We start from the raw sequence: 26,030 nt of genomic DNA on the forward strand, positions 1-26,030 counted from the left end.
CGAACCTTTCAAGGAGGACAACAAAGTCGTCCTCCTTGATGTCAGCCCGCACGTCGCGCTGCAACCCCTTTCATCGCCGTCTCGAGATCGTGAACCAGTGTCTTGGCCATCGAACGGAACGCGATGATCAGGAATGCCGTGTCGCTGACACGCGTGATCGAGATCGTCATATGCTGCAATTGGGTGCGCGATGTGTGCCCACGTTTGAACTGGGCCTGACGCAGATCCACAGGCACAAGCCGAGCCAGAACGTCTTCCGCATCGTCCCCTTCAAGGCGCACGATCGACCAAGCATCCGATTGATCTGTCAGCGCCGCATGTTCGGCAAGCGACGCATCCGGCGCGGGACCAACCAGCAAAGTATGGCCGCGCCCGAACCAGATCGCGCGCGCGCCCTCTTTGCCTGTTGCGCGGTTCACGGCAGGTAATTCCATGCCATGTGCAGCCTTGAGTGCGTCTGACAGGCCCTCTTCCTTGCCGTTGTAGGGCGCGAGCGATGTCAACACGGTCATGTCGACTTCGCTCAGTCGCGCGTCTCCAATGGAAAGCGGAAGCAGCCTGTCGCAGGGTGATTTAGCCAGCAATTCAGCCACGGACTCGTCCTCCTTCAGGATCAAAGAATACCGGATCGCAAATTTGCACACGCGCCGTTACACCGCGCAGGTGATCGACCATTTGCATTTCCTCGCCATGACGGGCGCGCCCATTGCGCAGAAAGCCAAGACCAAGGAAGCCATCAAGCGTCGGCGAGAAGCCTACGGACGTCAGATATCCCTGATCGTTCACACGGGTCGCTTCGTCACCGGCCTTGAACAGGTGCGCACCCGCCGTAAGCTGCTTGACCGGACCAATCGGCTTTATCCCGACGAGCTGTTCCCTGTCCGGATCAATCAGGCCCGGACGTTCGGCCATGGTCTTGCCGATACAGTCCTTCTTCTGGCTGATCATCTTCTCCATACCGATGTCAAAGGCATTGGTCCGGCCATGGATTTCCGAGTGGGTGATAAAGCCCTTTTCGATCCGCAGCACGTTCAGGGCTTCCATACCATAGGCACCGCCCCCCATGGCTTCGGCCCGCGCCATGAGAAGACGGTAGAGGCTATCGCCATAGCGCGAAGGCACCGCAATCTCGTAGGCGTGTTCACCACTAAACGAGATGCGGAACAAACGCCCTTTGACACCCTGAACCGAAATCTCGCCGCATGCCATGAAGGGCCAGTTTTCATTATCAACGGTTTCATCAACAAGGCCGTCCAGCAGCTCCCGCGATTTGGGACCGGCAACTGCAAATTGCGCCCATTGCTCGGTGACCGAAATGAACGACACATCCAGATCAGGCCGCAGACACTGGTGCACATACTCAAGATGCCGCATGACCACGCCAGCCGCAGCCGTGGTGGTGGTCATCACATAGTGGTTTTCCCCAAGGCGCGCGGTGGTGCCATCGTCCATGACCGTTCCGTCTTCACGCAGCATCAGACCATACCGCGTGCGGCCAACCTTCAGCGTCGAGAACATGTTGGTGTAGACAAAATCGAGGAATTCACCCACATCCGGCCCCTGAAGGTCAATCTTGCCGAGTGTCGACACATCACAGATACCAACCGCGTTGCGCACCATGTTGACCTCGCGGTCACAGGATTGCCGCCAGGTCTTTTCACCGGGCGCCGGGTAATAACTCGGGCGATACCAGAGCCCCGCCTCAATCATCGGTGCTCCGCGCTCGACCGTGGCCTTGTGGCTGGTGGTGAACCGCTCTGGCGCAAACCCTTTGCCCTGCGCCCCTGCGCCCATCGCCGCAATCGCGACCGGAACAAAGGGCGGTCGGAAGGTGGTGGTGCCGGTCTCCGGAATGCCACGACCGGTGGCATCCGCAAGGATCGCCAGAGAGGCAACGTTCGAGTTCTTGCCCTGATCGGGTGCCATACCCTGCGTGGTATAGCGTTTCATGTGTTCAACAGACCGGAAGTTTTCCTGCGCGGCCTGCTTCACATCCTTGACGGTGACGTCATTCTGGAAATCCAGCCAGGCGCGGCCCTTGCCATCCACGGCCCAGAGCGCCTTGACCCGATAGGGCGCGTCTTCTGCCTCTGGCAAATCGACGGCCCCACCCTTGATGCCAATGTCATCCAGCGCCGCCATGGCAGCCTGCGCGCCTTGCTCAAGCGCTGCATGCGTCGAGAAAGCTCCGTTACAGGCGCCAACCGCTTCAAGACCGGGCACCATACCGGCAACTGGCACAAACGACTGGATTTTTTCGTCCCACGCGGGACGGCCATTCATGTGACAGGTCATGTGAACAGTCGGGTTCCAGCCACCGGACATCGCCAGACAGTCGGCCTGAAGCTTTTCCTCGCGCCCGTCGTGCAGGCGGTAAGTGACCGCCTCAAGACCCTTGCGCCCTTCGCTATCACAGACCATCGCGCCCTTGATGACCTCATAACCCTCCCCGTCCGGAGCGTCATGACGGCTGTCGATCACGGCGGCCACGTGAACACCCGCATCGACAAGATCACGCGCTGTGCGATGGGCATCGTCATTGTTGGCAAAAACAGCAACACTCCGGCCCGGCGCAACGCCATAGCGGTGCAGATAGGTACGGACGGCAGAGGCCGTCATGATGCCGGGGCGGTCGTTGTTGCGGAAGGCGACGGGGCGTTCAATGGCCCCTGCCCCAAGGATTGCCCGCTTCGCAGCGATCCGCCAGAAGCATTCAATCGGGCGGGCACCGCGGGTGTCGACGTGATGCGACACACGCTCCAGCGCACCATAGGTGCCCTGATCGTATGCGCCCGTCACCGTGGTGCGGCTCATCAGACGGACGTTGTCCATGCCAGCCAGTTCAGCCAGAGCCTGAACCGCCCACGCCTGCGAAGCCATGCCGCCAACCTCAAGGGCTTCGCCGTTAAGGCGGCCGCCCATGACGCTGTCTTCCTCACAAAGGATCACGTCAGCCCCTGCGCGCGCCGCTGTCAGCGCCGCCATCAGGCCCGAAGGTCCGGACCCGATCACAAGGAGATCGCAGAAGGCAAAGGCCTTCTCGTAGTGATCCTCGTTGTCCTGCCCGCTAAGACCACCAATACCAGCTGACCGGCGGATCACGGGTTCATACAGCTTTTCCCAGAACGCCTTGGGCCACATGAATGTCTTGTAGTAGAACCCCGCCCCAAGGAACGGCGCGGCAAGATCGTTCAGGCTCAGAAGGTCCACATTCAACGAGGGCCAGCGGTTCTGCGATCTGGCCGCAAGACCGGGGTACAGCTCCTGCATCGTGGCACGCACGTTAGGATCCTGCGACGCGCCGGTCCCGACTGTGACCAAGGCGCCCGCCTCTTCGCTGCCGGCACCCATGATGCCACGCGGACGGTGGTATTTGAACGAGCGCGCGACCATCTTGACGTCATTGGCCAGAAGCGCCGAGGCGAGAGTGTCCCCAGCGAACCCCTCATATGTGTTGCCGTCAAACGAAAAGCTCAGGGGCGTGTTGCGATCAACGAGACCTTTTCCATTGATCCTCATTTCGACGCCTCCTTCACTTTCGAGGCCAGTTCCGTGGAAATCACTTCGTGCGTGATGGTGTTACGTGTGACAACGATCCAAGAGGCGCATCCGGCCTCGTGGTACCAGAGATCACGGGTCACGCCCGCAGGGTTGTCACGGTTGTGCAGGTAGTCATCCCAGACGACATCTCCGGCCTCTGGATCAGGACGGTTCAGCATTTCAGCATCCCCCTGATAGTAGAATTCCCGACGATCGCGTTCCCCGCACAGGGGGCATGTAATTCTCATTGTTCTTCCCTCCTCAGTGCAGGTTGTGCTGAGAGCCGGTGCCCTCTTCGTCCATGAGGCCCTGTCCGGTGCGGAAACGGTCAAGACGGTGGTGCTTTGCGTATTCATGCGGGGTTTCCGTCGCCATCAGGTGCGCCATGCACCACCCAGACGCAGGCACGGCCTTAAAGCCGCCGTAGCACCAGCCGGTGTTGATGAAGAGGCCGTCGATCCCATCCATTTTGTCGATGATCGGGCTGCCATCCGGCGACATGTCCATGATGCCGCCCCAGCTGCGCAAGAGCTTGGCCTTGCCGATCATCGGCATCAGCGTCATGCCTGCTTCCATGACATGCTCAACCATGGGCAGGTTGCCCCGCGCCGCATAGGAGCTGTAGAAATCAAGGTCGCCGCCAAACACAAGGCCGCCTTTGTCGGACTGGCTGATATAGAAGTGCCCCATGCCAAAGGTCACGACGTGGTCGATCACCGGCTTCAGGCCTTCGGTCACGAAGGCTTGCAAAACGTGGCTTTCAATCGGCAAGCGTCGACCTGCCATCGCCGCCACCTGGCTCGACCGACCGGCGACAACGATACCGACCTTCTTGGCCTTGATCGGCCCGCGCGTGGTCTGGACCCCTTTGACGACACCGCCTTCGATATCGATCCCGGTGACTTCACAGTTCTGGATCAGGTCCACGCCCCGTTGATCTGCACCACGCGCATAGCCCCAGGCCACCGCATCGTGCCGCGCCGTACCGCCACGTGCGTGATAAAGACCGCCGTAGATCGGGAAGCGCGCATTGTCGAAATCGAGATACGGCAGCATTTTGCGAACGCCTTCGCGGTCCAGCAGCACCGCATCGTCGCCCTGGTTGATCATCGAATTACCCCGGCGGGCATAGGCATCGCGCTGGCCGTCACTGTGGAACAGGTTGATGATCCCACGCTGTGAATGCATCACGTTGTAGTTCAGGTCCTGCTCCATCCCTTCCCAGAGCTTGAGGGAGTGGGAATAGAATTCCGAGTTCCCGGGAAGACCATAGTTCGCGCGGACAATCGTGGTGTTCCGGCCGACATTGCCGCCACCGAGATAACCCTTTTCCACAACTGCAATATTGGTCATGCCGTGGTTCTTGGCCAGATAGTATGCGGTTGCCAAACCGTGGCCCCCGCCCCCGATGATGATCGCATCATATTCTGACTTGGGCTGCGCATCGCGCCAGTGCGCCTGCCACCCTTTGTTACCCGTAAGCCCTTCCTTCAGGACTTTGAGGCCGGAAAACCGCATGTCTCTCTCCACCAATTCCTGGGCACGTCCGAACGTGTCCGACGACAACATTGCAACGCCACACGAATACAATCCGCGCAGTTTTCGACCCGAGTTTTCCTCTGAGCGACACTTATTGTCGGATTAGAGCAAATCAGGCGGAAGTTTGGGAGTTTCGCTGGCGCGTCGCCGCTCTTCGAGACTCAGAGTCACTGGCACGACGACCGGGGTACCGCCGTCATCAAACAACGGGGTCTCGGTCCGTTTCCAGATCATAGCGCCCAGTTGACGCGATAGAATTTCCACCACGGCCTTGAGTTGGCCCTTGGATTTCACCCCGCCACCAATCGCGCCGTTTACGTTGACCTGCGCTCTTATCGGTCCAAGTGCGTCTTTTCCGGCCTCTGCGGTGCTGGTCAGAACGCCGACCATGTAGAACTTGTGGTTGGCCAAGGTATTGCAAAGCGGCGTGTTGCAACACTTGGCGTACCATCGCAGCAACCCCTTTGGCGACAGTCGCAGACACGCAAGGTTTTCCGCCCCCGACGTGATCTCGAGGTTTCGTGGCAATGTCTGATAAATATCGGTGCCACCCTGCGCATCAAGCACGGCATGCGCCCCCAAGTGGCGCGCGAAAGCCTGACAGTCCTTGCAGTAGCATACGACGCGGGTCCCCGTTGAAGGCGAGGCATCGTGCAGCACCCCTTTCAGGGTGCCGCATTTGCAAGACAGCGCGACTTCGGTCATTATCTATAGCCCTTTGGCACGATAGCTCGCCGCAACCTTGTCGATTGATACGATATACGCTGCTGTCCTGAGGTCATCGACATCACCGCGTTCGTGCCAGACGTCCCGCATCGACTGATAGGCAATGCGCATCGTGTCATCGAGACCCGACCGAACCAGTTCAAGTTCGTCCGCACCGCGAAGGTACTTTTGCTTGAAACTGTCCGACATCGTGTAAGTGCTGCCCATCGCATCAGAAATTTTCTGCAATTCATCAACGACCAACTGGTGGCGCGCTTCCTCCTGGCGTCGCTGCATGCGACCAAACCGGATGTGTGATAGGTTCTTTACCCACTCAAAGTAGGACACCGTCACACCGCCCGCATTGGCGTACATATCGGGAATGATCACCACCCCCTTCTCGCGGAGGATATCGTCGGCCCCGGCGGTTACCGGCCCGTTCGCTGCTTCGATGATAAGCGAAGCCTTGATCCGGTCAGCGTTGGTAAGGTTGATGACTCCTTCCAAGGCGGCAGGAATAAGGATATCGCAATCCTCTTCCAAGACGGCCGATCCTTCGGCGGTATGCAACGCGTCAGGGAAACCACTCACACCGCCGTGCTTGGAAATCCATGCGCGCACGGCATCCACGTCCAGCCCGTTTTCATTGAAGAGTGCCCCGTCCCACTCAATAATCCCGGTGATCAGAGCCCCATCCTCTTCACTCAGAAACTTCGCAGCATGGTAACCCACGTTGCCAAGCCCCTGCACGATGATCCGTTTACCATCCAGCGAACCGGTCAGCTTGGCCTTTTCCATATCGCGGGGATCGCGAAAGAACTCTCGCAATGCGTATTGAACACCGCGTCCTGTCGCCTCGACCCGGCCGGAAATACCGCCCGCATTCAGCGGCTTGCCCGTAACACAGGCCACCGCGTTAATGTCGGTCGTGTTCATCCGCGCATATTGGTCTGCTATCCAGGCCATCTCGCGCTCACCTGTGCCCATATCTGGCGCAGGCACGTTCTGAGACGGGTGGATGAGGTCGCGCTTGGCGAGTTCATATGCGAACCGGCGCGTGATCAACTCCAGTTCATGCTCATCATATTGACGTGGATCGATGCGCAGCCCGCCCTTCGAACCTCCAAACGGGGCTTCGACCAGGGCACACTTGTAAGTCATCAGCGCAGCAAGCGCCTCGACTTCATCCTGGTTGACGCCGATGGCGTAACGTATTCCCCCCTTCACCGGTTCTTTGTGTTCCGAGTGCACAGAGCGATACCCTGTAAAGGTCTGGATTTGCCCTCTGAGACGCACGCCAAAACGCACCGTATAGGTCGCGTTGCAGACGCGGATTTTCTCCTCCAGTCCCGGGGGTAAATCCATCATCGCCACCGCTCTGTTGAACATAAGGTCAACACTTTCACGGAAACTCGGCTCTTTCTGGATACTCATTTTCTACCTCCCGAAACCACAATCGCGACTCGTTGCCGCAGCCTTATTCATAGGCGCATATTGAGAGCAAATCCTAACTTCGGGCCAGAAAATTCTTCTGTGCCATCCTCAAGGACGCTTGGTTTCACATTTGGAAACAGTTGGGGGCAGAGGGCCGAAACTGTCTCAATCCTCAATAAAACAAGGGGTTTTCCAACATCAATTCCCCACTTTCGAACGCCTATTGCCCCAGTTTTGCCCCATTTCAGGAGCACAACATCATGCGGCGCAAAAGGTGTTGGGGATGTCAACGGGAGTAATCGCGCCGAAAGTTAGGTGGTAGAAATGCCTGGAAACAGATCGAGTAAAAAAAGTCGGTCAGTCGCGAATGTGCAGAAGCGCTCCGCAGGCTGGTTGCAGCAGTTTTCGAAAGATGAAAGCGGTGTCCTGGTGGGCTTCGCGCTCTTTCTATTTCTGATCATTCTGATGATCGGCGGGGTGGGCATTGACCTGATCCGCTCGGAAATGGCGCGCACGAAGATGCAGCATACGCTGGACCGTGCAATCCTTGCAGCTGCCGACATGCAGCAGGATCTCGACCCCAAGGTCGTGGTGGAAGAGTACTTTGCCAAGGCCGGCATGAGCGACTACCTCACCTCTGTGGTTGTGGACCAGGGTCTCAACTACCGGACGGTCGAAGCATCGGCCAAAACTTCGATCAACACGCATTTCATGAAGCTGAACGGCGTTGACACGCTGAACGTACCGGCCTCGGGCCGCGCCGAAGAACGCATCGGCGGCGTTGAAATCTCGATGGTGCTGGACGTCTCCGGTTCGATGGGCAGCAACAGCCGCCTCTATAACCTGAAAAACGCCGCCAAGGATTTCATTGATACGCTGGACGAAAATACCGAAGACGGAAAGCTTTCGGTATCGATCGTGCCCTATGCCACGCAGGTCGCCCTGCCCCGCAATATCTTCAACCGTCTGAACGCCTCGCTGAATGGCTCGGGTGATGTTGACCGGACAGATGTGGCATCTGGTTCGCCCTCGCTGGGCGATACCCCAATTGCGCATGACGCCTTCGTGGATCCGGATGGCGATGCCGTGACTGGCGCGAACGCACACGACTATTCACACTGCATCCATTTTGAAGGCGACGACTTCAATACAACGAGCGTGACGCCGGACGAACGCCTAAAGCAAGCGGTGCATTTCAGCCCTTGGTCCGACTTTGACGGACGCGACGATGATCCCAAAAAGCTCGTTTCAAGCCCTGTTTGCCCCGACTACAAGGACAGCTCACGTCACGTGATGGCGTTGCAAAAAGACAAGACCAAGCTGAAGAACTTCATCGATAGCTTCTATGCCAAGGGTAACACGTCTCTCGATGTCGGGATGAAATGGGGAACCGCCCTACTTGATCCCGCAATGCAGCCCGTTGTGGATCACCTGATCGACACCAACGTCGTGTCGTCAGACTTTGACGGTCGTCCTTATGGCTATTCGGAAGCACGTTCCCTGAAGGTCATCGTGTTGATGACTGACGGTCAGAACACCAGCCAATACTATGTGGAAGATGGGTATCGCAACGGCGAGTCCAACATCTGGTGGAACGACCAGGAAGAAAAATACTCGGTGTACGTCGGTGAAGACGAAGGCGATTACGACAACGACGGCAACACAACCGAACCCATGTTCTATTGGCCTCATTCCAACCAATGGAAAGACCATGCCTATGGCGAGGGCGAGTATGAAGAGACGACAACTACCACCGAGTGGGTCTGTAAATCCTATCGCCGGAACGGCTCATGCAAACGCTATCGCAAGGTCAAGAGAACTTCGACCGTTGTCGTGAACGAACCCGGCAGTGCGGAAGTTGTTACTTATCCGGATCTTTGGGCATACACGTCCCTGGAGTCGAATGTCGAAGACAACTACGAACCCTGGATGTACGACAGCGAAGCCTGGGACGATTGGTACTATGACGTACGCAAGTATGTTGGCCGTACAACCAAGGATGCGCGCACCCGAGCAATCTGCGAGGCTGCCAAGGCCAAGAACATCGTGGTGTTCACCATCGGGTTCGAAGCGCCGTCCGGTGGCACGGCGGTTCTAAAGGATTGTGCCAGTTCGGACGCACACTACTTTGATGTAGATGGCCTCGAAATCTCAGATGCATTTGCAGCCATTGCCTCTTCCATCGCGCAACTGAGGCTGACCCAATGATCCAGAAACTCAGGAACTTTCTCCGCCACGAGAGCGGAAGTGCGTCGATCGAATTCGTTCTCATCTTCCCGATTTTCTTCGGAATTCTGGTCTCGGCCATTGATGTGGGCATGATCACCTACCGTTCCGCGATGCTGGAACGAGGGGTCGACATCACCGTGCGCGACATCCGCCTGTCGACCGGTGCCATCATCAGCCACAATGACCTTCGCGAAGACATCTGCGACAACATCGGCGTGATCCCCGATTGCCTGAACAGCCTCAAGATCGAGATGCAGCAGGTTGATCCGCGGGCGTGGCATACACCGCTCAGTGATACGGTGGTTTGTACGAACAAGGCGGAAGAGATCCAGCCGGTGACCACCTTTCAGAATGGTTTGGACAACGAACTCATGGTGCTACGGGTCTGTGTCAAGCTGAAAACCATGTTCACAAGCGTCGGCATCAGCCAGTACGTCACACGCGACGAAGCAGGCGAAATCGCCATCACGGCCCTGGCCGCCTTTGTTCAGGAACCGAGGTAACAGCAATGATCAAAAGACTTCGTTTCTTCCTGAAAGAGTTTGCTGAAGAAGCACGCGGATCGGTCTCGGTCGAGGCGGCGATCATCCTGCCGGTGTTGTTCTGGGCCTATGTCGCGATGATCGTGTTCTTCGACGCCTACAAGTCGCGTTCAATGAGCGAGAAAGCGGCGTTCACCATCTCGGACATGCTGTCCCGGGAGGTCACGGCCATCGACCTAAACTACCTTACAAGCGCCCACAATCTCTTTGATATCCTTGCGAAATCACAGTCGGCGACAGGTCTTCGTGTGACCGTTGTAAGCTATAGTGACACGACCAAGACCTACACCATGCAATGGTCGCAAACCCGCGGCTTGCTGAGCGCGTATAGCCAGGCAGACTTGAACGGTGTCGTGGCCCGGTTGCCCAAGATGGCGGACGGTGAAACCCTGATCCTTGTTGAGACCAAATCCGTCTACAACCCGCCGCTGAACGTCGGTCTGGGGGATCTGGATATCGAGACCTTTATCTTCACCCGCCCGCGCTTTGCGCCGCAGCTGGTCTGGCAGGTTTAACCGCGTTCGGCCATCAGGGCTTCCAAAGTTTGCGCCATGAACTTGGTTTGGGCGGCGGGTGTCACGCCGCCGATTCCCACGCGTTTGCCAAGGCGCCACCAAAGGCCGGGGTGCCAGGAACGGGTTCCAGAAGATTGTAAAATAACAACAAAACCGTTTGAAGGTTTCATCGCGAAGGTGCCGCGATTGACCCGTTCGATGTCATCAATTGCGGCCAGAACCTCGCCGCTGGTGTCGCGCAGGCCCTGAGCGGTGAGTTCGATGGCGCGTTCGGTGGCGCGTCGGGTGGCATCGGCCAGCACCAGAGACCCACCCCCCATAACCAACAGAAAAATCTGCCAAAAAATGGTTTGCGGGGGCGTTGCCAGGGCGAGATAGACCAGCATCCCCCCCAAAAGCGCCAGCATCCCGACGCCAATCCATCGACGGGGGGCGGAGGCACGAACCGTGGCCAGCACTTCTTCGGACATGCAAATCTTCCTTTCGTTTTCCCTGCCCTACCGTGAAGCGCCAAGAGCTTCAAGAAAGGCCTGTCGGTATTGCGTCGGTATTACGTCGGTATTGCGGAGGTGTCAGATTCAGAACCAATCCACAGGGCAAATGTGGATAAGATTCCGAAAATTTTACACAAATGCGAGATTCAGGCCTTTCTTCGGTGTTTTCCACATCCGTCAGTATGGCATCGGGTGGGCCCGATGCGCATCATCAATTTCCGCGAGAATTTCCTCCGACAGCGTCACTTCGGGTGTCTTCAGGATGTGTTCCAACTGGTCGAGATGGGTCGCACCAAAGATTGAAGAGCACATGAAGGGGCGCTGAAGCGTGAATGCCAGCGCCATGTGGACAGGATCAACCCCGTGCCGTTGCGCAATGGCAAGGTAAGCATCAACCGCATCGAAAACACGCGCCGACTTGCGCCCCCCCATTTCCGGCACGAGATCCATCCGCGATCCCTGTGGCACCGATCCGTGCTGGTATTTTCCAGTCAGGAACCCCGCGCCCAACGGCGAAAAGGCAAGAAGGCCAACATCCTCGTTTACGCTCATCTCGGCCATGTCGGTGTCATAGAGGCGGCAGAGCATCGAGTATTCGTTCTGAACGGACGCAACGCGCGGCCAGCCCTTTTCCTCGGCGATCCGCAGCCATTGCGAGGTGCCCCATGCGCTTTCGTTGGAGAGGCCGAACGCACGGATATTGCCCTTGTCGACCTGCCTTTGCAGGGCTTCGAGGGCGTCCTCCATGTGGGCCATGGTCTCAGCATGGCTTTGCTTGGACGGATCGTAGCGCCAGTTCTGGCGGAACATGTAAGAGCCACGATTGGGCCAGTGGAACTGATAAAGGTCGATGTGATCAGTTTGCAGGCGGCGCAACGATCCCTCAACCGCTTCGGGGATGGTCTGGGAGGAAATCGGCGCGCCATCGCGGGCGTGTTTGAACCCGGAACCGGAGTGTTTGGTCGCCAGCACCACGTCCGAGCGGCGCCCGGTCTTGGCAAACCAGTTGCCGATGATGGTCTCGGTGAGGCCCACGGTTTCCGCGCTGATCGGGTTCACAGGGTACATTTCGGCGGCATCGACAAAATTGATCCCCCCGGCCAGAGCCATGTCGATCTGCGCATGTGCCTCGGTCTCTTCGGTCTGCGTGCCGAAGGTCATGGTGCCTAGGCAAAGTTCCGAGACCTGGATATCGGTCCGGCCAAGCGGGTTCATTTTCATAAGCGTGTTCCCTGTCAAATGTGCCCCCGACCTATGCGGCCGGGGGCTGTTCACAAGAGTGTCTGGTCAGTTTCCGCGAAATTTCAGCGGTTTTCGCGTTCGTGGAAGATGAAACCCAGCATGTTGAGCAGAATTTGGGCGGCTAGGATCGAGGTGCCGCCCGTGGGGTCATAGTCGGGGGCGACTTCGACAAGGTCGATCCCCACCACATCGTGGCGCTTGGCCAGCGCCTGCATCATTTCCAGAACATCGTAGTAGAGGAAGCCGCCATGCGATGGCGTGCCTGTGCCCGGTGCGATCGAAGGGCAAAAGCCGTCGATGTCGATCGTGACATAGACGCGGGCACCTTCGGGAATGCGGTCGATCACGCCCTGCGGCCCAAGTTTGCGCGCCTGACGCACCGAGAGGATGTCGGACCCCATGGAGCGTGCGTCCTCGTAGCCTTCTTTCGCGGTGGACGACACGTTGCGGATACCGACCTGCGTCAGGCCGGTGACATAGGGCTTTTCGGCGGCCCGGCGCATCGGGTTTCCGTGGCCATAGCGCACGCCGTGACGCACATCCACGAAATCAAGGTGCGCATCGATTTGCAGGATGTGGATATCTTCCTGATCGTCAAAGGCGTTGATGCAGGGGATATTGATCGAGTGATCGCCGCCGATCACAACGGGCAGGGCCCCGGCCTTGAGGATGGCGCGCACGCCGGCCTCGATATTGGCGTGGCTCTTCATCGTGTCGGTGTGCACGATATCGGCATCCCCGATGTCGACGATCCTGACCGAGGACGGCAGATAGGTGGCATCGTCCTCGTGATCATAGGCCCCGGCGTGGCCAAAGCTGAACAGGGTCGAGGCCTCGCGCACGCCGCGCGGGCCAAAGCGGGCACCGCTGCGCCATTGGGTGCCGAAATCGAAGGGCGCGCCCATGATGGCCACGTCGGCCTCGATGGCGTCCCAGTCGGTGACGTATTCGCGTTTCCCGAAGGTCGAGATGCCAACGAATGGCAGGTCGAGCCTTCCACCTTCATAGCCGTGATCTGCCATGAGTGTTTCCTTCCCTGTTGTATTTCCCGCCACCTTGTTCGGAATTGACGGGCGCGGCAAGGGGAAATGATGTTGAGGACAAATAGAGAACATTGTATCTTGGGGCATGACGACTCACTTGCTTGCGCGCAGGTCGCAGAAGGCGGCAAAGGGATTGGAGCTTGGCGACGGGCTGTGCCTGCCGGACGGGCGCGTGCACGAGGCCTGTGGTCCGGCGCGGCATACCTTTGCGATGTGGCTGGCCTCGAAACTGCGGGGGCCGGTGCTCTGGATCGTGCAACCGCATCGGCGGACACAGCTGAACGCCGCCGGCATTGCGCCTTTTGCTCACCCGGGACGATTTGCCTTTGTCACCCCTGACAAGGTCGAAGATGTGTTGTGGTGCATGGAGGAAGGGCTGCGCGCGGGGTGCACGGGGATGGTGGTGGCGGATCTCGAAACCCTGCCCGCCCTGACGCCCGTGCGCCGGCTGCATCTCGCGGCGGAAGCGGGGGGCGGCAGGTCGGTGGGGCTGTTGCTGACCCCCGGGCATGGCGGGGCGCAGGGGGTCGAAACCCGCTGGCACATGGCGCAGGCACCGGAAAAATCCTGGCGGCTGGAACGGTTGCGGGCGCGCACGGCCCCGCCGGCGGGGTGGATGGTACAGGGGCTGCCCGGCACCCCTGCCCTTGTCCCGGCAGGCGCGGAGGTGGCGCACAGCGCGTAACGCTCTTTGCAACAATTGGCAGAAAACGACTCTCATGAGTCGAATAACTGCAAGATAAAGAAGGCCGCGAGGTCATGTTGGGGGCATGCGCCTCATGATTTCGTTCTCCGCCCTGTTTCTTTCCGTCATCCTGCTACAACTGAGTTCGGGAGGGGTTGGTCCGCTTGACGCGCTGTCGGGGATCGCGCTCGACTTTTCGACGGCGCAGATCGGTATGTTGGGCTCGGCGCACTTTCTTGGGTTCTTTATCGGCTGCTGGTGGGCCCCGCGCCTGATGGGCAGCGTTGGCCACTCAAGAGCATTTGCAGCCTTCACGGCAACCGGCGCGATTGGCCTGATGGCGCACTTCCTGATCATCGACCCCAAGGCATGGGCGATCATGCGGGTGGCATCCGGCATGTGCGTGGCCGGCTGCTACACCGTGATCGAAGCATGGTTGCACGCCAAGCTGACCAACGAAACCCGCGGGCGGGCAATGGGCATCTACAGGGTTGTGGACATGGGGGCGTCACTGGCGGCGCAGTTGGTGATCAGCGTTCTCGAGCCCGCGTCCTATATCTCCTACAACCTGCTGGCTATTGTCTGCTGTGCAGCCATCCTGCCGCTGACCCTCACCAAATCGCAGCAGCCCGAGACCCCCGACACCCCCCGCCTGCGCCCGATGCTGGCGGTGCGGCGCTCACCGCTGGCTGCCGCCGGTGTGATCGTGGCGGCGCTGAGTTCGGCCTCGTTCCGGATGGTTGGCCCCGTCTATGGCAAGGAAGTGGGGCTTGTGACCGATCAAATCGCGTGGTTCCTGGCGGCCTTCGTCCTGGGGGGCGCGATCGCGCAGTATCCGGTGGGCTGGCTTGCCGACAAGTTCGACCGGCGCTGGGTGCTGATCTGGCTCTCGGGAGCGGCCATCCTGTCCTGTGGCGCCACAGTGCTTGCAGGTGGCGGCAGCACGGCCATCGTGATGCTGAATGCCGGGATATTCGGGCTCACGTCCTTCCCGATCTTCTCGGTCGCCTCGGCCCACGCCAACGACTTTGCCACCTCGGAAGAACGTGTCGAACTTTCGGCCGCATTGATGTTCTATTTCGCGATCGGGGCTATCGCGGCGCCGCTGTTTGCCTCGAACCTGATCGAGTGGTACGGACCCGGCGCCCTGTTCACCATGATCGCTGTGGGGCACGCCGTCCTGATTATCTTTGGCCTGTCGCGGATGCGCGTACGTTCGTCTGGTGGCAACCGCACCCGGTATGTCTATGCCCCGCGCACATCCTTTACCATCGGCAAGCTGATGGGCCGCCAGCGTGAACGGCAAAACGAAGATCCCGACGCAGAAGGCACCGCACCGGAACAAAAGTAACCAGTGCGGCCCACGGGTTGATTTAGAGAATGAAGTCTGACGCCGTCAGATTTGAGACATCCGTAAGAATAATCCGCGCATCCGTCCCGCCGTCGCCATCGACATCAAGCAACAGGCGCAAGTCGGATCCATTCCTGACAATGCGCGCCTCCATGTCGCCCGACGCCGTGAAAGGGTTGCCCCTTCCAAGGAAAGAAAATGCGCCAACACCAATGTCAGAAAGATCCAGAAGATCCTGCCCGCGTGTGAAGTCCGTGACGGTATCGCTGTCAGAACCAAGCCCGGACTCGGCACCATCACTCCAGACAAAGACGTCCGCGCCAATGCCACCGGTCAGAACATCCACCCCGGCACCACCGCTCAGCGTGTCATCGCCCTTGTGACCAACCAGCGTATCGTTGCCAAGAGAGCCATTGATCTCGTCTGCCCCGGCACCGCCCCACAGCAGGTCATTGCCCTCCTCGCCGTCAAGCGTATCGCTCCCTTCACGACCATAGAGCGAGTCGTCACCGTCATCTCCATTGAGATAGTCCTTGCCACGGTCGCCGCTCAGGTGGTCTGCACCAGTGCCGCCTTCCAGCGCGTCATCGCCACGCCCGCCCCAGATCGTATCATCGCCGCCGGCACCCAGCAGCGTGTCATTCCCGGAGTTTCCGTTGAAGAAGTCATCATAGAGAGAGCCATAGGCGACGTCATCGCCTTCCTTGGCATTGAACGCCGTCACCCCCCATGACGTCACAGTGTTGTCTCCGGAGTTGCCGAAAACTGTTGTGAAAACGCCGTTTACCGTGGCCGAGATATCGTTGTTTCCGAGAAGATGGAGCTCCTCGACATCCTCAACCGAAACGTCTGCACGAGAGTGGACAACGTCGTAGCCGTTGCCGCCATCAACACTCATCCCGTCCTGGTCAACGATGGCCGTGTCGGAACCATCGCCGAGGCGAACCTCACCGGTAACAATACCTCCGATGCTTTCGTACTCGTCATCCCCATCACCCAAGTCGACTGAGCCGTGAATTTTCCCTGAATTCTCAACTGTATCCCGGTCATCATACATATAGATATCACCTGAAATCACCCCCGAATTCTGGATGAAATCTGTGCCACTGTAGGTAGTGATCTGGCCTGTCATGGTTCCCTGATTGACAATTTGATCATTGCCGTTCCTGAGGTATGTCCGTCCCAGAATGTCCCCGGAGTTCATGACAAAGTTGCCCCCATCACCACCAACGATAGCGTATCCGCCACTTTCACTCGTGATCGATCCTGAGTTCATGAGATGGAGGCTGGCGTCAGTACCCGATACATATACCGCGTCATCGGTCGAGGAGATGCTACCAGAGTTCACCATGGCGAGGCTTTCATAGCGTACGTACACGGCCCTGAATCCAGAGGTGATCGTGCCGGAATTGTCGACCTCTAGCAAACCGGTATTGGTGCCTGAACTGTCACCGAATAGCAAAATCCCGTACCCGCTTGAGCCGCCACTGATGGTGCCGGTATTCAAAACCTCGCCGTCTTCAACGCCATTCGTGAAAAACAGGGCGGTGCTGTGGGTCGCTGAAATGGTTCCGTGGTTGACGATATCGGCGCGGTCACGCTCGATCGCGACGCCAGATAGATTCCCCAGGGTTTCGACGAGGCCCGTTTCTGCAATCGAAACGCGCAGGCTGGATGTGTCGGAGACAAGGCTGCCCAGTTGTAGGCCGTTCCCAGAAATGGAGGTCACCTGCCCGGAAATAGAAACATGGAGGGCGTCATCGTTTACACCGGATATGGATGTCCCCTGTGTGATCACGGCCCCATCACGCGCGACAACCAGCGGATCGTTGATGTTTACGAATTGACTTGTGGTTTCAAGAGTGCTGACGACATTCAATGCCATTGGAAATTCCCTTTTGTTGAATACGTAATTTGAATTGGTGGTCAAAATTTCAAAGGAACGCGCGTGTGGCAACATATTTTCGAATGACCTAACGTAAGGCGCGAAGTGCAAACTGTGCTGGAACCAAGCGGCGGGATGGTCTAGACGAAGCGCGACACAAGACCAGAGGAACCTAAGCGATGGCGCGCCACCTGATCACTTCGGCCATTCCCTATATCAATGGCATCAAGCACCTTGGCAACCTTGTCGGCTCGCAGCTTCCGGCCGATCTTTTTGCGCGTTACCAGCGCTGCCGGGGCAACGAGGTTCTGTTCCTTTGCGCCACTGATGAACATGGCACCCCGGCCGAGCTGGCCGCGGCCAAGGCGGGCAAGCCGGTGGCGGACTATTGCGCCGAGATGCACGAGGTTCAGGCCAAGATCGCGGATGGCTTCCGCCTGTCGTTTGACCATTTCGGGCGCTCTTCCAGCGCGCAGAACCACAAGCTGACCCAGCATTTCGCGGGCCGACTGGCAGATCAGGGCCTGATCCGGGAAGTGACGGAAAAGCAGATGTATTCGCACGCCGATGGCCGTTTCCTGCCCGACCGCTATATCGAGGGCACCTGCCCCAACTGCGGTTTCGAAAGCGCGCGTGGCGACCAGTGTGACAACTGCACCAAACAGCTTGATCCGACCGACCTGATCAACCCGCACTCCACGATCTCGGGATCAACCGATCTGGAAGAGCGCGAGACCAAGCACCTGTACCTGTGCCAGTCGCAGATGCGCGAAAAACTTCAGGCCTGGATCGACAGCAAGACCGACTGGCCGGTGCTGACTACCTCGATCGCCAACAAGTGGCTGAACGACGGCGACGGCCTGCAGGACCGTGGCATCACCCGCGATCTGGACTGGGGTATTCCGGTCAAGAAAGGCGGTGAAGACTGGCCGGGCATGGAAGGCAAGGTGTTCTACGTCTGGTTCGACGCCCCGATCGAATACATCGCCTGCGCGCAGGAATGGGTGGATGCCGGCAAGGGCAGCGACTGGGAACGCTGGTGGCGCACCGACAAGGGCGCCGACGACGTGCGCTATACCCAGTTCATGGGCAAGGACAACGTGCCCTTCCACACCCTGTCGTTCCCGGCCACGATCCTTGGCTCGGACGAGCCGTGGAAGATGGTGGATCACCTCAAGAGCTTCAACTACCTGAACTATGACGGCGGACAGTTCTCGACATCGCGCGGGCGCGGTGTCTTCATGGATCAGGCGCTGGACATTCTGCCGGCCGATTACTGGCGCTGGTGGCTGCTGAGCCATGCACCGGAAAGCAGCGACAGCGAGTTCACCTGGGAGAACTTCCAGCAGTCGGTGAACAAGGACCTCGCCGACGTTCTGGGCAACTTCGTGAGCCGCGTGACCAAGTTCTGCCGTTCGAAATTCGGCGAAGAGGTGCCTGCGGGCGGTGCCTATGGCGCGCAGGAAAAGGCGCTGATCGAAGAGCTAACCAACCGCATCCGCGCCTATGAGGGGCACATGGAAGCGATGGAAGTGCGCAAGTCGGCGCAGGAACTGCGCGCGATCTGGGTTGCAGGCAACGAATACCTGCAAAGCGCGGCCCCGTGGTCGACCTTCAAGGAAGATCCGGAAACCGCCGCGATGCAGATCCGCCTCGCGCTGAACCTGATCCGCCTTTACGCGGTGCTGTCCGCGCCCTTCATCCCCGACGCACGCGACGCCCTGATGGCGGCGATGCAGACCGAGGATGACAGCTGGCCCACCGACGTTACCGCGGCGCTGGACACCCTCCAGGCCGGCCACGCCTTCACCGTGCCCGACGTGACCTTCCGCAAGATCACCGACGCCGAACGCGAAGAATGGCAGGACCGCTTCGCAGGTACGCGGGACTAGGCGGTTTTCGGGTCCAAGGGCCTGCGTGTTGGAAAACAAAGGCTCCCGGAAGAAATTCCGGGAGCCTTTTCTCATGGTCGTACAGTTTTCGAAAGCAGACAAAACCGCTTTTGCCTCGATCGGAGTCCAACGAAAGTCTTCACAGTGTTGACGGCGTAACTGACTGCAACTAGACGACATTCAACAGTTTATTTTATCCCAAAAGGAATTGAAAAATGGAAAGTACGATGACCGCTTCGACCAATGGAAGCAGTTGGCAAATTGAACCGAGCAACGCAATCGCCGGCATCATCCTTACGGTATTGTTCTTCTACGTGTTTTTCCGCCACTTCATGTTCGTACTCATGATAATGGATTTGGTTGTGGGTTGGCTGCGCAAGTTCAGATGGTTCCCCAAGGAGGGAAAGCGGACTAAGGCTTTCATTCATTGGGTTATCGCATGGGCACTTTTGGTCGGATATATGATTGGTGCCGGCGCAGCGGGTTGGCTGGATTTTGTTCCTCAATAGCCGCGACGGAATCATAGGGCAGCCCTCCACGTACCGCCCTACCCATTCCAACACTGTGCTTGATTTCTAGAGCTTCCCCTCACCCGTTGTAGAGCGATCCCGTGGGCGTCGACAGGAAGGCCTCCAGCGGGATGTCTTCCTGTTTGAGGAACCCTTTGGCGGGCAGTTTGCCGTCACGGACCATTTCTATCACCGCGACGACGGACCCTGCTGTTGTCCAGGCGATGGCGGTGCGGGATTTGCCGGCAAGGTCGATGGGTTTGTAGCCCCGCACGAACTCCTCGCGGCGCAGGTGGCCATCGACCATGCCTTCGGCGGCGGCGTGGACATAGACGATGTCGTCATTCACTGGCGGCTTGGCGTTGACGAGGATTTCCCCCGCCTCCTGGCGACGTTCGCGCATCAGGAGTTCGTGGAAGAAAAAATTCATCAGCTTGCCGTGACCGGGATAGCGCATGGTCTTATAATCCATGTTCGCCACGCGCCCCAGATAGGTTTCGCACATGGTGCCAAGGCCACCGGAGGTGGTGAAGGCCTCGAGCTTGATGCCGTCGATATAAATGTCCTCGAACCACTCCATCGCCGAGACCATCTTGCGCGCGCCCTCTTCGATCACCTCGCAATCGTTGAGGTATTCGTTCACCACGCCTTCGGGTGACCAGTTGAAGGAATAGCCCATCAGGCCGGTCGGATGCTGCGGCAGCGCCCCGACCCGCATCTTGCAGCTGCGGCAGTCGTCGAACCTTTCGATCAGCGAGGCCCCGACAATGCCGATAAAGCCCGGCGCAAGGCCGCATTGCGGCGCCATCAGACCCTTGGAGGTCTTGCTGAGTTCGATGATCCGGTTGGTGGTTGGAACATCTTCGGTCAGGTCGAAATAATGGATGCCCGCCGCATGGGCGGTTTCGGCCACCTTGGTGTTGAGGTGATAGGGCAGGCAGGACAGGACGGCATCCTGCGCCTCGAACTCTTTGGCCATGGCGGCGGCATCGGCGAGGTCCAGCGGTTTGACCGTGAAGGGCAGTTCCGCCTTGGGGGTGGCCAGATCAATGCCCGTCACCGAGAAACCGGAGGCATGCAGGAGCTCTGCGGCAAGGGTTCCCACCTTGCCGAGGCCAAGTACAGCGATGTGTTTCATGGGGTGTCCTCAGATGTCGAACTTGATGCCCTGCGCCAGGGGCAGGTCGCGGGAATAGTTCACGGTGTTGGTCTGGCGGCGCATGTAGCCTTTCCAGGCATCGGACCCGCTTTCGCGGCCCCCGCCGGTTTCCTTTTCGCCCCCAAAGGCGCCACCGATTTCCGCACCGGACGGGCCGATGTTGACGTTGGCAATGCCACAGTCGCTGCCCGCGGCCGAGAGGAAGTATTCGGTTTCGCGCACGTCGGTCGAGAAGATGCAGGAGCTGAGACCCTGCGGCACGTCATTCTGCATCTCGATGGCCTGATCAAGGTCGGTGTATTTCACGACGTACAGGATCGGGGCAAAGGTTTCGTGGTGCATGATGGCGCTTTGCGCGGGCATTTCGACGATGGCGGGCTGCACATAGGCGGCATCGGGGAACTGGTCGCTCAGGGCCTTGCCACCGCCGTGAACGGTGCCGCCTTCCGATTTGGCCTGTTCCAGCGCGCGGTCCATGGCGTCTGATGCACCGGTATCGATCAGCGGTCCGACAAGGGTGCCTTCGGCCAGCGGATCGCCAATGGGAAGGCCGCTGTAGGCCTTGATCAGGCGCGGGATCAGCGCGTCATAGACATCTTCGTGCACGATCAGGCGGCGCAGGGTGGTGCACCGCTGACCGGCGGTGCCGACGGCCGAGAAGACGATGGCGCGCAGGGCCATCTCAAGGTCAGCTGACGGGGCAACGATCATGGCGTTGTTGCCACCGAGTTCAAGGATGGTCTTGCCAAGGCGCTTGGACATGTCAGCAGCAACCGCCTTGCCCATCGGCACCGATCCTGTGGCCGAGATGATGGCGATGTCCTTGGAGGCGGTCAGCGCCTCGCCAAGGTCACGCTCGCCGATCAGGGTCTGGATCAGGCCCTTGGGGGCCTCCTCGCCGAATTGGGCCGTGACGCGGTCGCAGATCTTCTGGACCGCGAGCGCCGTCAGCGGGGTTTTCTCGGAGGGTTTCCAGATCACCGGATCGCCACAGACAAGCGCAAGGGCCGCGTTCCAGCACCAGGGCGCAACCGGGAAGTTGAAGGCGGTGATCACGCCGCAGGTGCCCATCGGGTGCCAGGTTTCGCGCATCGCGTGGCCGGGACGTTCCGAGGCAATGGTCAGACCATAAAGCTGACGCGAGAGGCCAACGGCGAAATCGCAGATGTCGATCATCTCCTGAACCTCGCCAAGGCCCTCCTGATAGATCTTGCCGCATTCCAGCGTGACCAGACGCCCAAGCGCCTCTTTCTCCTTGCGCAGTTCCTCGCCCAGCAGGCGCACCAATTCGCCGCGACGGGGCGCGGGCACAAGGCGCCATGCCTTGAAGGCGGCCTTGGCATCGGCAATCTGCGCCTTTGAATCGGCCAGGCTGTGCATTGCGAGGCTGGCAATCTTGCTGCCGTCGACCGGGGTGAATACGTCAAGCGGCCCAGCGCCTAGTTCGGCCTTGGTAAAGCCGCTGGCCTTGAGGATGTCGGAATGCGAGATTTCTACCTTGCTTTGAATCATGTCTGTTTTCCCTGTCTGGATCAGATGTCCTGTCACAGACCATCAGGCCGGAAATCAGCGGCATTCAGAATGGCAAAAATTCTTGCAATTCGAAAATTTTCTACCAAATTGCCAACAGACATTTGGAGGGCTTCCCATGGACGATCTCGATCATCAGTTGCTGCACCTGCTGACCAAGGATGCGCGGGCCTCGGTGACTGATCTGGCGACCAAACTGGGCGTGTCGCGTGGCACGGTGCAGAACAGGATCGACAAGTTGCTCCACCTCAAGGTGATCAACCGGTTCACCGTGGAATTGGGGACATCGGAAGAAGATCACCAGATCAGCGCCTTTACCCTGATCCGGCTCAAGGCAGACGACGGGCGCAGTACGCTTGCGGCCCTGCGCCGGATTGATGCGATCACAGACATGCACACCCTGAGCGGCAATTTCGACATCGTGGTCGAGGTGCGCACATCCTCGCTCAAGCGGCTGGACAAGATACTCGACGCAATCCGTGCCCTGCCGGAAGTTGCTGAAACCCAAAGCCACATCCGCCTGTCATCCTTTGCGGTGGCCTGACGCTAGGCGGACCGATAGACCCGCCGCATCAAGAGCGGGGTGAGGAACATCGGAATCTGATAGCAGCCAATGAAAACCAGAAGTGGCGCAGTGACCTCGGCTGGCAGGGACACGAGGAACAGGGCGATGTTCCGGTTGCCTGCGGACACACCAAGAGAAACAGCGCGATCACGCCCTGCCCTATTGCCAATGCGGAAGCCCAGCCACTGCAATCCGAGGTTGGCAACCATTGCGATCATGAGCCACAGGCCAACCAGACCGGGCGCATCGGCGGCGACGCGGCTGACAGAAGGCATGAGAGCCAAGACAAACACAGCCAGAGCGATGGCAGAAGCCCCATCAAGAGATTGAACCAACATCGTCGAAGGTGCGGGCACCAGGTAGCGGCGCACCAACAAGGCGACACAAGTGGTCAGCCCGACAGTGACCAGCAGGCGCAGGGCGGCAGAGATCACGGTGGCCGCTCCCCCAAAGTGCGGAGACAGCCAAAGCACCGGCAGAACCGTCAGCGGCAGAAGCGCCGTCCCGATCACCATCAGGCGCAACGCATGGCCGGGTGCGACACCCATCATGAGGCAGATGTTGGAGCTGCCGACGATTGGGGCAGCCGCGGTCATCAGGGTGAGCGCCTGCACGACGGGAGTACCTTGCCAGCCGCCAAGCGCAGCGACGCCCAGCACGGACAGGGGCAGAGCCAGCTGTAGCATAAGAACCACTCCCGCCATGCGCGGCACATCCCGAAACGAGCCAAGCAGGGCCTTGGGATCCATCCTCAGAACAGACAGGAACAGCAAGAGCACGACAAGCACCGGGATATGCGGTGTCAGATGGCTGCCCGTTCGGGGAAAAAGGAGGCCCGCCACGAGACCTCCGGCAAGAACCAGAGGGCCGTGACGGGCCGCAAGAAGAAGCGGGTTCACAAGGGCTACCTTGGTCCCTGTCTCAGGTTATCGGGAAGCCATGTGGCCAGCTCCGGGAAGGCGATCAGGACAAAGACCATCAGCACCATGATCAGGAACATCGGGATCGCGGCGCGGGCAATGTAGCCCATTTCGTGATGGGTCATGCCCTGCATCACGAACAGGTTGAAGCCGATGGGAGGCGTGATTTGCGCCATCTCGACCACCACCACGATGAAGATACCAAACCAAATTAGGTCAATGCCCGCTTGACGGATCATCGGCTCGACCACGGCCATCGTCAGGACGACCGAGGAAATGCCATCCAGGAAACAGCCAAGGATGATGTAGAACACCAAGAGCACCATGAGCAGTTCAAAGCGCGTAAGTTCCCATTGCGCGATCAGATCGGCAAGGCCACGTGGCAAGCCGGTGAACCCCATCGACAGGGACAGGAAGGAAGCCCCGGCAAGGATCAGCGCGATCATGGCGCTGGTACGGGTCGCCCCCATAAGGCTTGCCGAGAAGGTCTGCCAGTTGAGCGAGCCCTGCGACAGCGCCAGCAAGAGCGAGCCGATCACGCCAAAGGCGGCGGCTTCGGTTGCCGTGGCATACCCAAGGTACATGGAACCGATCACCACGAGGATCAGAAGGATCACTGGGGCGAGGAACCGCGAATTGCGGATCTTCTGGGCAAAGCTCAGCTTGGCTTCGACATCGGGTTTCCAGTCTTTGCCGACCTTGGAATAGATCGCGACATAGCCCATGAACATTGCCGCCAGCACCAAGCCCGGCAGGATGCCGGCGAAGAACAGCTTGGTGATCGATTCATTGATGGTGACACCGTAGACGATCAGCGTCAGCGACGGCGGGATCATCAGGCCAAGGGTTGCTGCTCCCGTCAGGGTGCCGATGATCATGCGCTCGGGATAGTTCCTTTTGCGCAGTTCCGGGATCGACATCTTGCCCACGGTGGTCAGCGTCGCAGCCGACGACCCGGAAACCGCAGCGAAAACGGTACAGCCCACGATATTGGTGTGCACCAGCCCGCCCGGAAGCGGGGCCATCCAGGGCGACAGGCCCTTGAACATGTCTTCGGACAATCGCGTTCGATAGAGGATTTCGCCCATCCAGATGAACATCGGAAGGGCTGTCAGGGTCCATGACGAGGACGCCGACCAGATCGTGGTCAGCATCACGTCGCCCACGGGGCGTGTCGTAAACAGTTCCATGCCAACCCAGGCCACGCCCATCAGGGCAAGGCCAACCCAGACGCCTGACCCGAGCAGAGTGAACAGGACGAACAGGAAGAGAATGATGATCGAAAAGTTTTCCATTGGCCTACTCCGCGAGCGTCATGAAGGGCTGTCCCTTCTCGACGATATGGGTGGTCAGTGCCACGAGAGGGGTGGTTCCGGCATTGGTCAGACCACCATGCACCTGCCCGGCGGGGAACAGCGCGGTGTCGCCAAGTGCGAAGGGGATGATCTTGCCGTTGGGCGCCTTCATCTCGCCGCCTTCCAGCACAACCATATGCTCGTCGCCGGGATGGGTGTGGCGGGGAATGGTCGCGCCCGGTGCCACTTCGAGCCGCGACACGATAACTTCGTGCGTGGTTGAGCCGGGCGCATCCACGCGGCGGATTTCAGTTCGGGTGACTTCTTGCGCGGCAAGCGGCGTTGTCGCGGCACCCAGCGCCAGAACGAGGGTGACGGCGTGCAATAGTCTGGTCATGGTCACTCTCCGTGGCTCTGATCAGCCAGGTCCCGTTCAATGCGGTGATTGCCCTTGAAGATCACGTGCAAAAGGTGGTCGGTCAGGGCGATGGCAAGGATAACTGCCCCCAGAAGCATGACGGATTGGGGAATCCAGAGTGGCGTTCGATCCTGTCCCTGGCTCACGTCGTTGAACTTCCAGCTCCAGTAGACAAATCGTTGTGCGTACCAGACGAAGTACCACATCACCGCGGTTCCGACCCCGAAACACCAGATTTCAAGCCAGCGGCGCAGGCCGTCAGGGACGGCGTTAAGCAAGATCGAGACCCGGATATGGCTGCCCCGGTTGAGAGCATTGGCAAAGGCAAGGAACGAGGCCGCCGCCATGGCATACCCCGCATAGTCGGGTGCCCCCGGAAAAACCTCGCCCGTCCAACGGGCCAGCATCTGAACCACGATCAAACCAAGGATCGTGATCAGGCTGAGCGCCGCCAGAACCCCGGCTGAAAGATACAGAAAATCAAGACCGCGTCGCAGCCCCCTGAGAACCGCCATAGCCCCTCTCCTCTTGTTCCTGA

The 26,030-nt window shown here is 59.1% G+C and carries 24 protein-coding genes; 8 read left to right on the forward strand and 16 right to left on the reverse strand.

All coding sequences use genetic code 11. The features are described 5' to 3' along the window. Window positions 1–41: 41 nt before the first annotated feature. From ABWV42_RS03625 to ABWV42_RS03650, 6 genes are all read right to left on the reverse strand, one after another. Window positions 42–593, reverse strand: a complete 552-nt coding sequence (locus ABWV42_RS03625; RefSeq protein WP_353338923.1) for a sarcosine oxidase subunit gamma — start codon at window positions 591–593, stop codon at window positions 42–44. Then, window positions 586–3,519: a sarcosine oxidase subunit alpha family protein gene (locus ABWV42_RS03630; RefSeq protein ID WP_353338924.1), complete on the reverse strand. Its 2,934-nt coding sequence runs from the start codon at window positions 3,517–3,519 to the stop codon at window positions 586–588. The genes ABWV42_RS03625 and ABWV42_RS03630 overlap by 8 nt, the downstream gene beginning before the upstream one ends. Then, entirely contained in the window at window positions 3,516–3,788 is a 273-nt protein-coding gene (locus tag ABWV42_RS03635) for a sarcosine oxidase subunit delta (protein WP_353338925.1), read from the reverse strand. The genes ABWV42_RS03630 and ABWV42_RS03635 overlap by 4 nt, the downstream gene beginning before the upstream one ends. A 13-nt stretch (window positions 3,789–3,801) precedes the next feature. After that, a complete protein-coding gene (locus ABWV42_RS03640; RefSeq protein ID WP_353338926.1) occupies window positions 3,802–5,058 on the reverse strand; it encodes a sarcosine oxidase subunit beta family protein in 1,257 nt (418 codons plus the stop codon). 123 nt (window positions 5,059–5,181) lie between these two features. Beyond that, entirely contained in the window at window positions 5,182–5,784 is a 603-nt protein-coding gene (locus ABWV42_RS03645; protein ID WP_353338927.1) for a DUF6151 family protein, read from the reverse strand. Between the two features lie 3 nt (window positions 5,785–5,787). After that, complete coding sequence (locus ABWV42_RS03650; protein ID WP_255104779.1) at window positions 5,788–7,218, reverse strand: Glu/Leu/Phe/Val family dehydrogenase; 1,431 nt, start codon at window positions 7,216–7,218, stop codon at window positions 5,788–5,790. A gap of 429 nt (window positions 7,219–7,647) precedes the next feature. Here ABWV42_RS03650 and ABWV42_RS03655 point away from each other — a divergent pair, with 429 nt between their 5' ends. Genes ABWV42_RS03655 through ABWV42_RS03665 form a run of 3 tightly spaced genes read left to right on the forward strand, consistent with a single transcriptional unit; the run spans window position 7,648 to window position 10,504 of the window. Further along, entirely contained in the window at window positions 7,648–9,426 is a 1,779-nt protein-coding gene (locus ABWV42_RS03655; protein WP_353338928.1) for a pilus assembly protein TadG-related protein, read from the forward strand. After that, window positions 9,423–9,950: a TadE/TadG family type IV pilus assembly protein gene (locus ABWV42_RS03660; protein ID WP_255104775.1), complete on the forward strand. Its 528-nt coding sequence runs from the start codon at window positions 9,423–9,425 to the stop codon at window positions 9,948–9,950. The genes ABWV42_RS03655 and ABWV42_RS03660 overlap by 4 nt, the downstream gene beginning before the upstream one ends. Window positions 9,951–9,955: 5 nt before the next feature. Next, a complete protein-coding gene (locus ABWV42_RS03665; RefSeq protein ID WP_255104774.1) occupies window positions 9,956–10,504 on the forward strand; it encodes a TadE/TadG family type IV pilus assembly protein in 549 nt (182 codons plus the stop codon). Here the strand turns inward: ABWV42_RS03665 and ABWV42_RS03670 are convergent. From ABWV42_RS03670 to speB, 3 genes are all read right to left on the reverse strand, one after another. Then, window positions 10,501–10,974: a hypothetical protein gene (locus tag ABWV42_RS03670; RefSeq protein ID WP_353338929.1), complete on the reverse strand. Its 474-nt coding sequence runs from the start codon at window positions 10,972–10,974 to the stop codon at window positions 10,501–10,503. The genes ABWV42_RS03665 and ABWV42_RS03670 overlap by 4 nt on opposite strands. Before the next feature lie 201 nt (window positions 10,975–11,175). Continuing rightward, window positions 11,176–12,219 carry an aldo/keto reductase gene (locus ABWV42_RS03675; RefSeq protein WP_353338930.1) on the reverse strand — a complete coding sequence of 348 codons (1,044 nt, stop codon included), beginning with the start codon at window positions 12,217–12,219 and terminating at the stop codon, window positions 11,176–11,178. An 83-nt stretch (window positions 12,220–12,302) separates the two neighbouring features. Further along, window positions 12,303–13,262 (reverse strand): agmatinase, encoded by a 960-nt coding sequence (gene speB / locus ABWV42_RS03680; RefSeq protein ID WP_353338931.1) that lies wholly within the window; start codon window positions 13,260–13,262, stop codon window positions 12,303–12,305. Window positions 13,263–13,368: 106 nt separating this feature from the next. Between speB and ABWV42_RS03685 the strand changes: the two genes are divergently transcribed. Beyond that, window positions 13,369–13,968, forward strand: a complete 600-nt coding sequence (locus tag ABWV42_RS03685; RefSeq protein WP_353338932.1) for an ImuA family protein — start codon at window positions 13,369–13,371, stop codon at window positions 13,966–13,968. An 85-nt stretch (window positions 13,969–14,053) separates the two neighbouring features. Next, a complete protein-coding gene (locus tag ABWV42_RS03690; protein ID WP_255104764.1) occupies window positions 14,054–15,319 on the forward strand; it encodes an MFS transporter in 1,266 nt (421 codons plus the stop codon). Between the two features lie 22 nt (window positions 15,320–15,341). On the opposite strand, the gene ABWV42_RS03695 is transcribed toward ABWV42_RS03690, so the two are convergent. Beyond that, window positions 15,342–17,204: a calcium-binding protein gene (locus ABWV42_RS03695; protein WP_353338933.1), complete on the reverse strand. Its 1,863-nt coding sequence runs from the start codon at window positions 17,202–17,204 to the stop codon at window positions 15,342–15,344. 179 nt (window positions 17,205–17,383) lie between these two features. Between ABWV42_RS03695 and metG the strand changes: the two genes are divergently transcribed. Then, window positions 17,384–19,096, forward strand: a complete 1,713-nt coding sequence (metG, locus tag ABWV42_RS03700) for a methionine--tRNA ligase (RefSeq protein ID WP_353338934.1) — start codon at window positions 17,384–17,386, stop codon at window positions 19,094–19,096. 215 nt (window positions 19,097–19,311) lie between these two features. After that, entirely contained in the window at window positions 19,312–19,605 is a 294-nt protein-coding gene (locus ABWV42_RS03705) for a hypothetical protein (protein WP_353338935.1), read from the forward strand. Between the two features lie 79 nt (window positions 19,606–19,684). Here ABWV42_RS03705 and ABWV42_RS03710 read toward each other — a convergent pair whose 3' ends face one another. After that, window positions 19,685–20,743 (reverse strand): saccharopine dehydrogenase family protein, encoded by a 1,059-nt coding sequence (locus ABWV42_RS03710; RefSeq protein WP_353338936.1) that lies wholly within the window; start codon window positions 20,741–20,743, stop codon window positions 19,685–19,687. A gap of 9 nt (window positions 20,744–20,752) precedes the next feature. Continuing rightward, entirely contained in the window at window positions 20,753–22,255 is a 1,503-nt protein-coding gene (gene amaB, locus ABWV42_RS03715; protein WP_353339510.1) for an L-piperidine-6-carboxylate dehydrogenase, read from the reverse strand. Window positions 22,256–22,412: 157 nt separating this feature from the next. On the opposite strand from amaB, the gene ABWV42_RS03720 reads away from it, so the two are divergent. Next, entirely contained in the window at window positions 22,413–22,838 is a 426-nt protein-coding gene (locus tag ABWV42_RS03720; protein WP_353338937.1) for an Lrp/AsnC family transcriptional regulator, read from the forward strand. Window positions 22,839–22,840: 2 nt separating this feature from the next. Here ABWV42_RS03720 and ABWV42_RS03725 read toward each other — a convergent pair whose 3' ends face one another. Genes ABWV42_RS03725 through ABWV42_RS03740 form a run of 4 tightly spaced genes read right to left on the reverse strand, consistent with a single transcriptional unit; the run spans window position 22,841 to window position 26,007 of the window. Further along, entirely contained in the window at window positions 22,841–23,758 is a 918-nt protein-coding gene (locus ABWV42_RS03725) for a hypothetical protein (RefSeq protein ID WP_353338938.1), read from the reverse strand. Window positions 23,759–23,763: 5 nt separating this feature from the next. After that, window positions 23,764–25,074: a TRAP transporter large permease gene (locus ABWV42_RS03730; protein WP_255104756.1), complete on the reverse strand. Its 1,311-nt coding sequence runs from the start codon at window positions 25,072–25,074 to the stop codon at window positions 23,764–23,766. 4 nt (window positions 25,075–25,078) lie between these two features. Further along, window positions 25,079–25,471, reverse strand: a complete 393-nt coding sequence (locus tag ABWV42_RS03735; protein WP_353338939.1) for a cupin domain-containing protein — start codon at window positions 25,469–25,471, stop codon at window positions 25,079–25,081. Between the two features lie 2 nt (window positions 25,472–25,473). Continuing rightward, entirely contained in the window at window positions 25,474–26,007 is a 534-nt protein-coding gene (locus ABWV42_RS03740; RefSeq protein ID WP_353338941.1) for a TRAP transporter small permease, read from the reverse strand. Between the last annotated feature and the right edge of the window lie 23 nt (window positions 26,008–26,030).

The organism is Pelagimonas sp. KU-00592-HH, from assembly GCF_040369695.1.
In the GTDB taxonomy this organism is placed as follows: domain Bacteria; phylum Pseudomonadota; class Alphaproteobacteria; order Rhodobacterales; family Rhodobacteraceae; genus Shimia.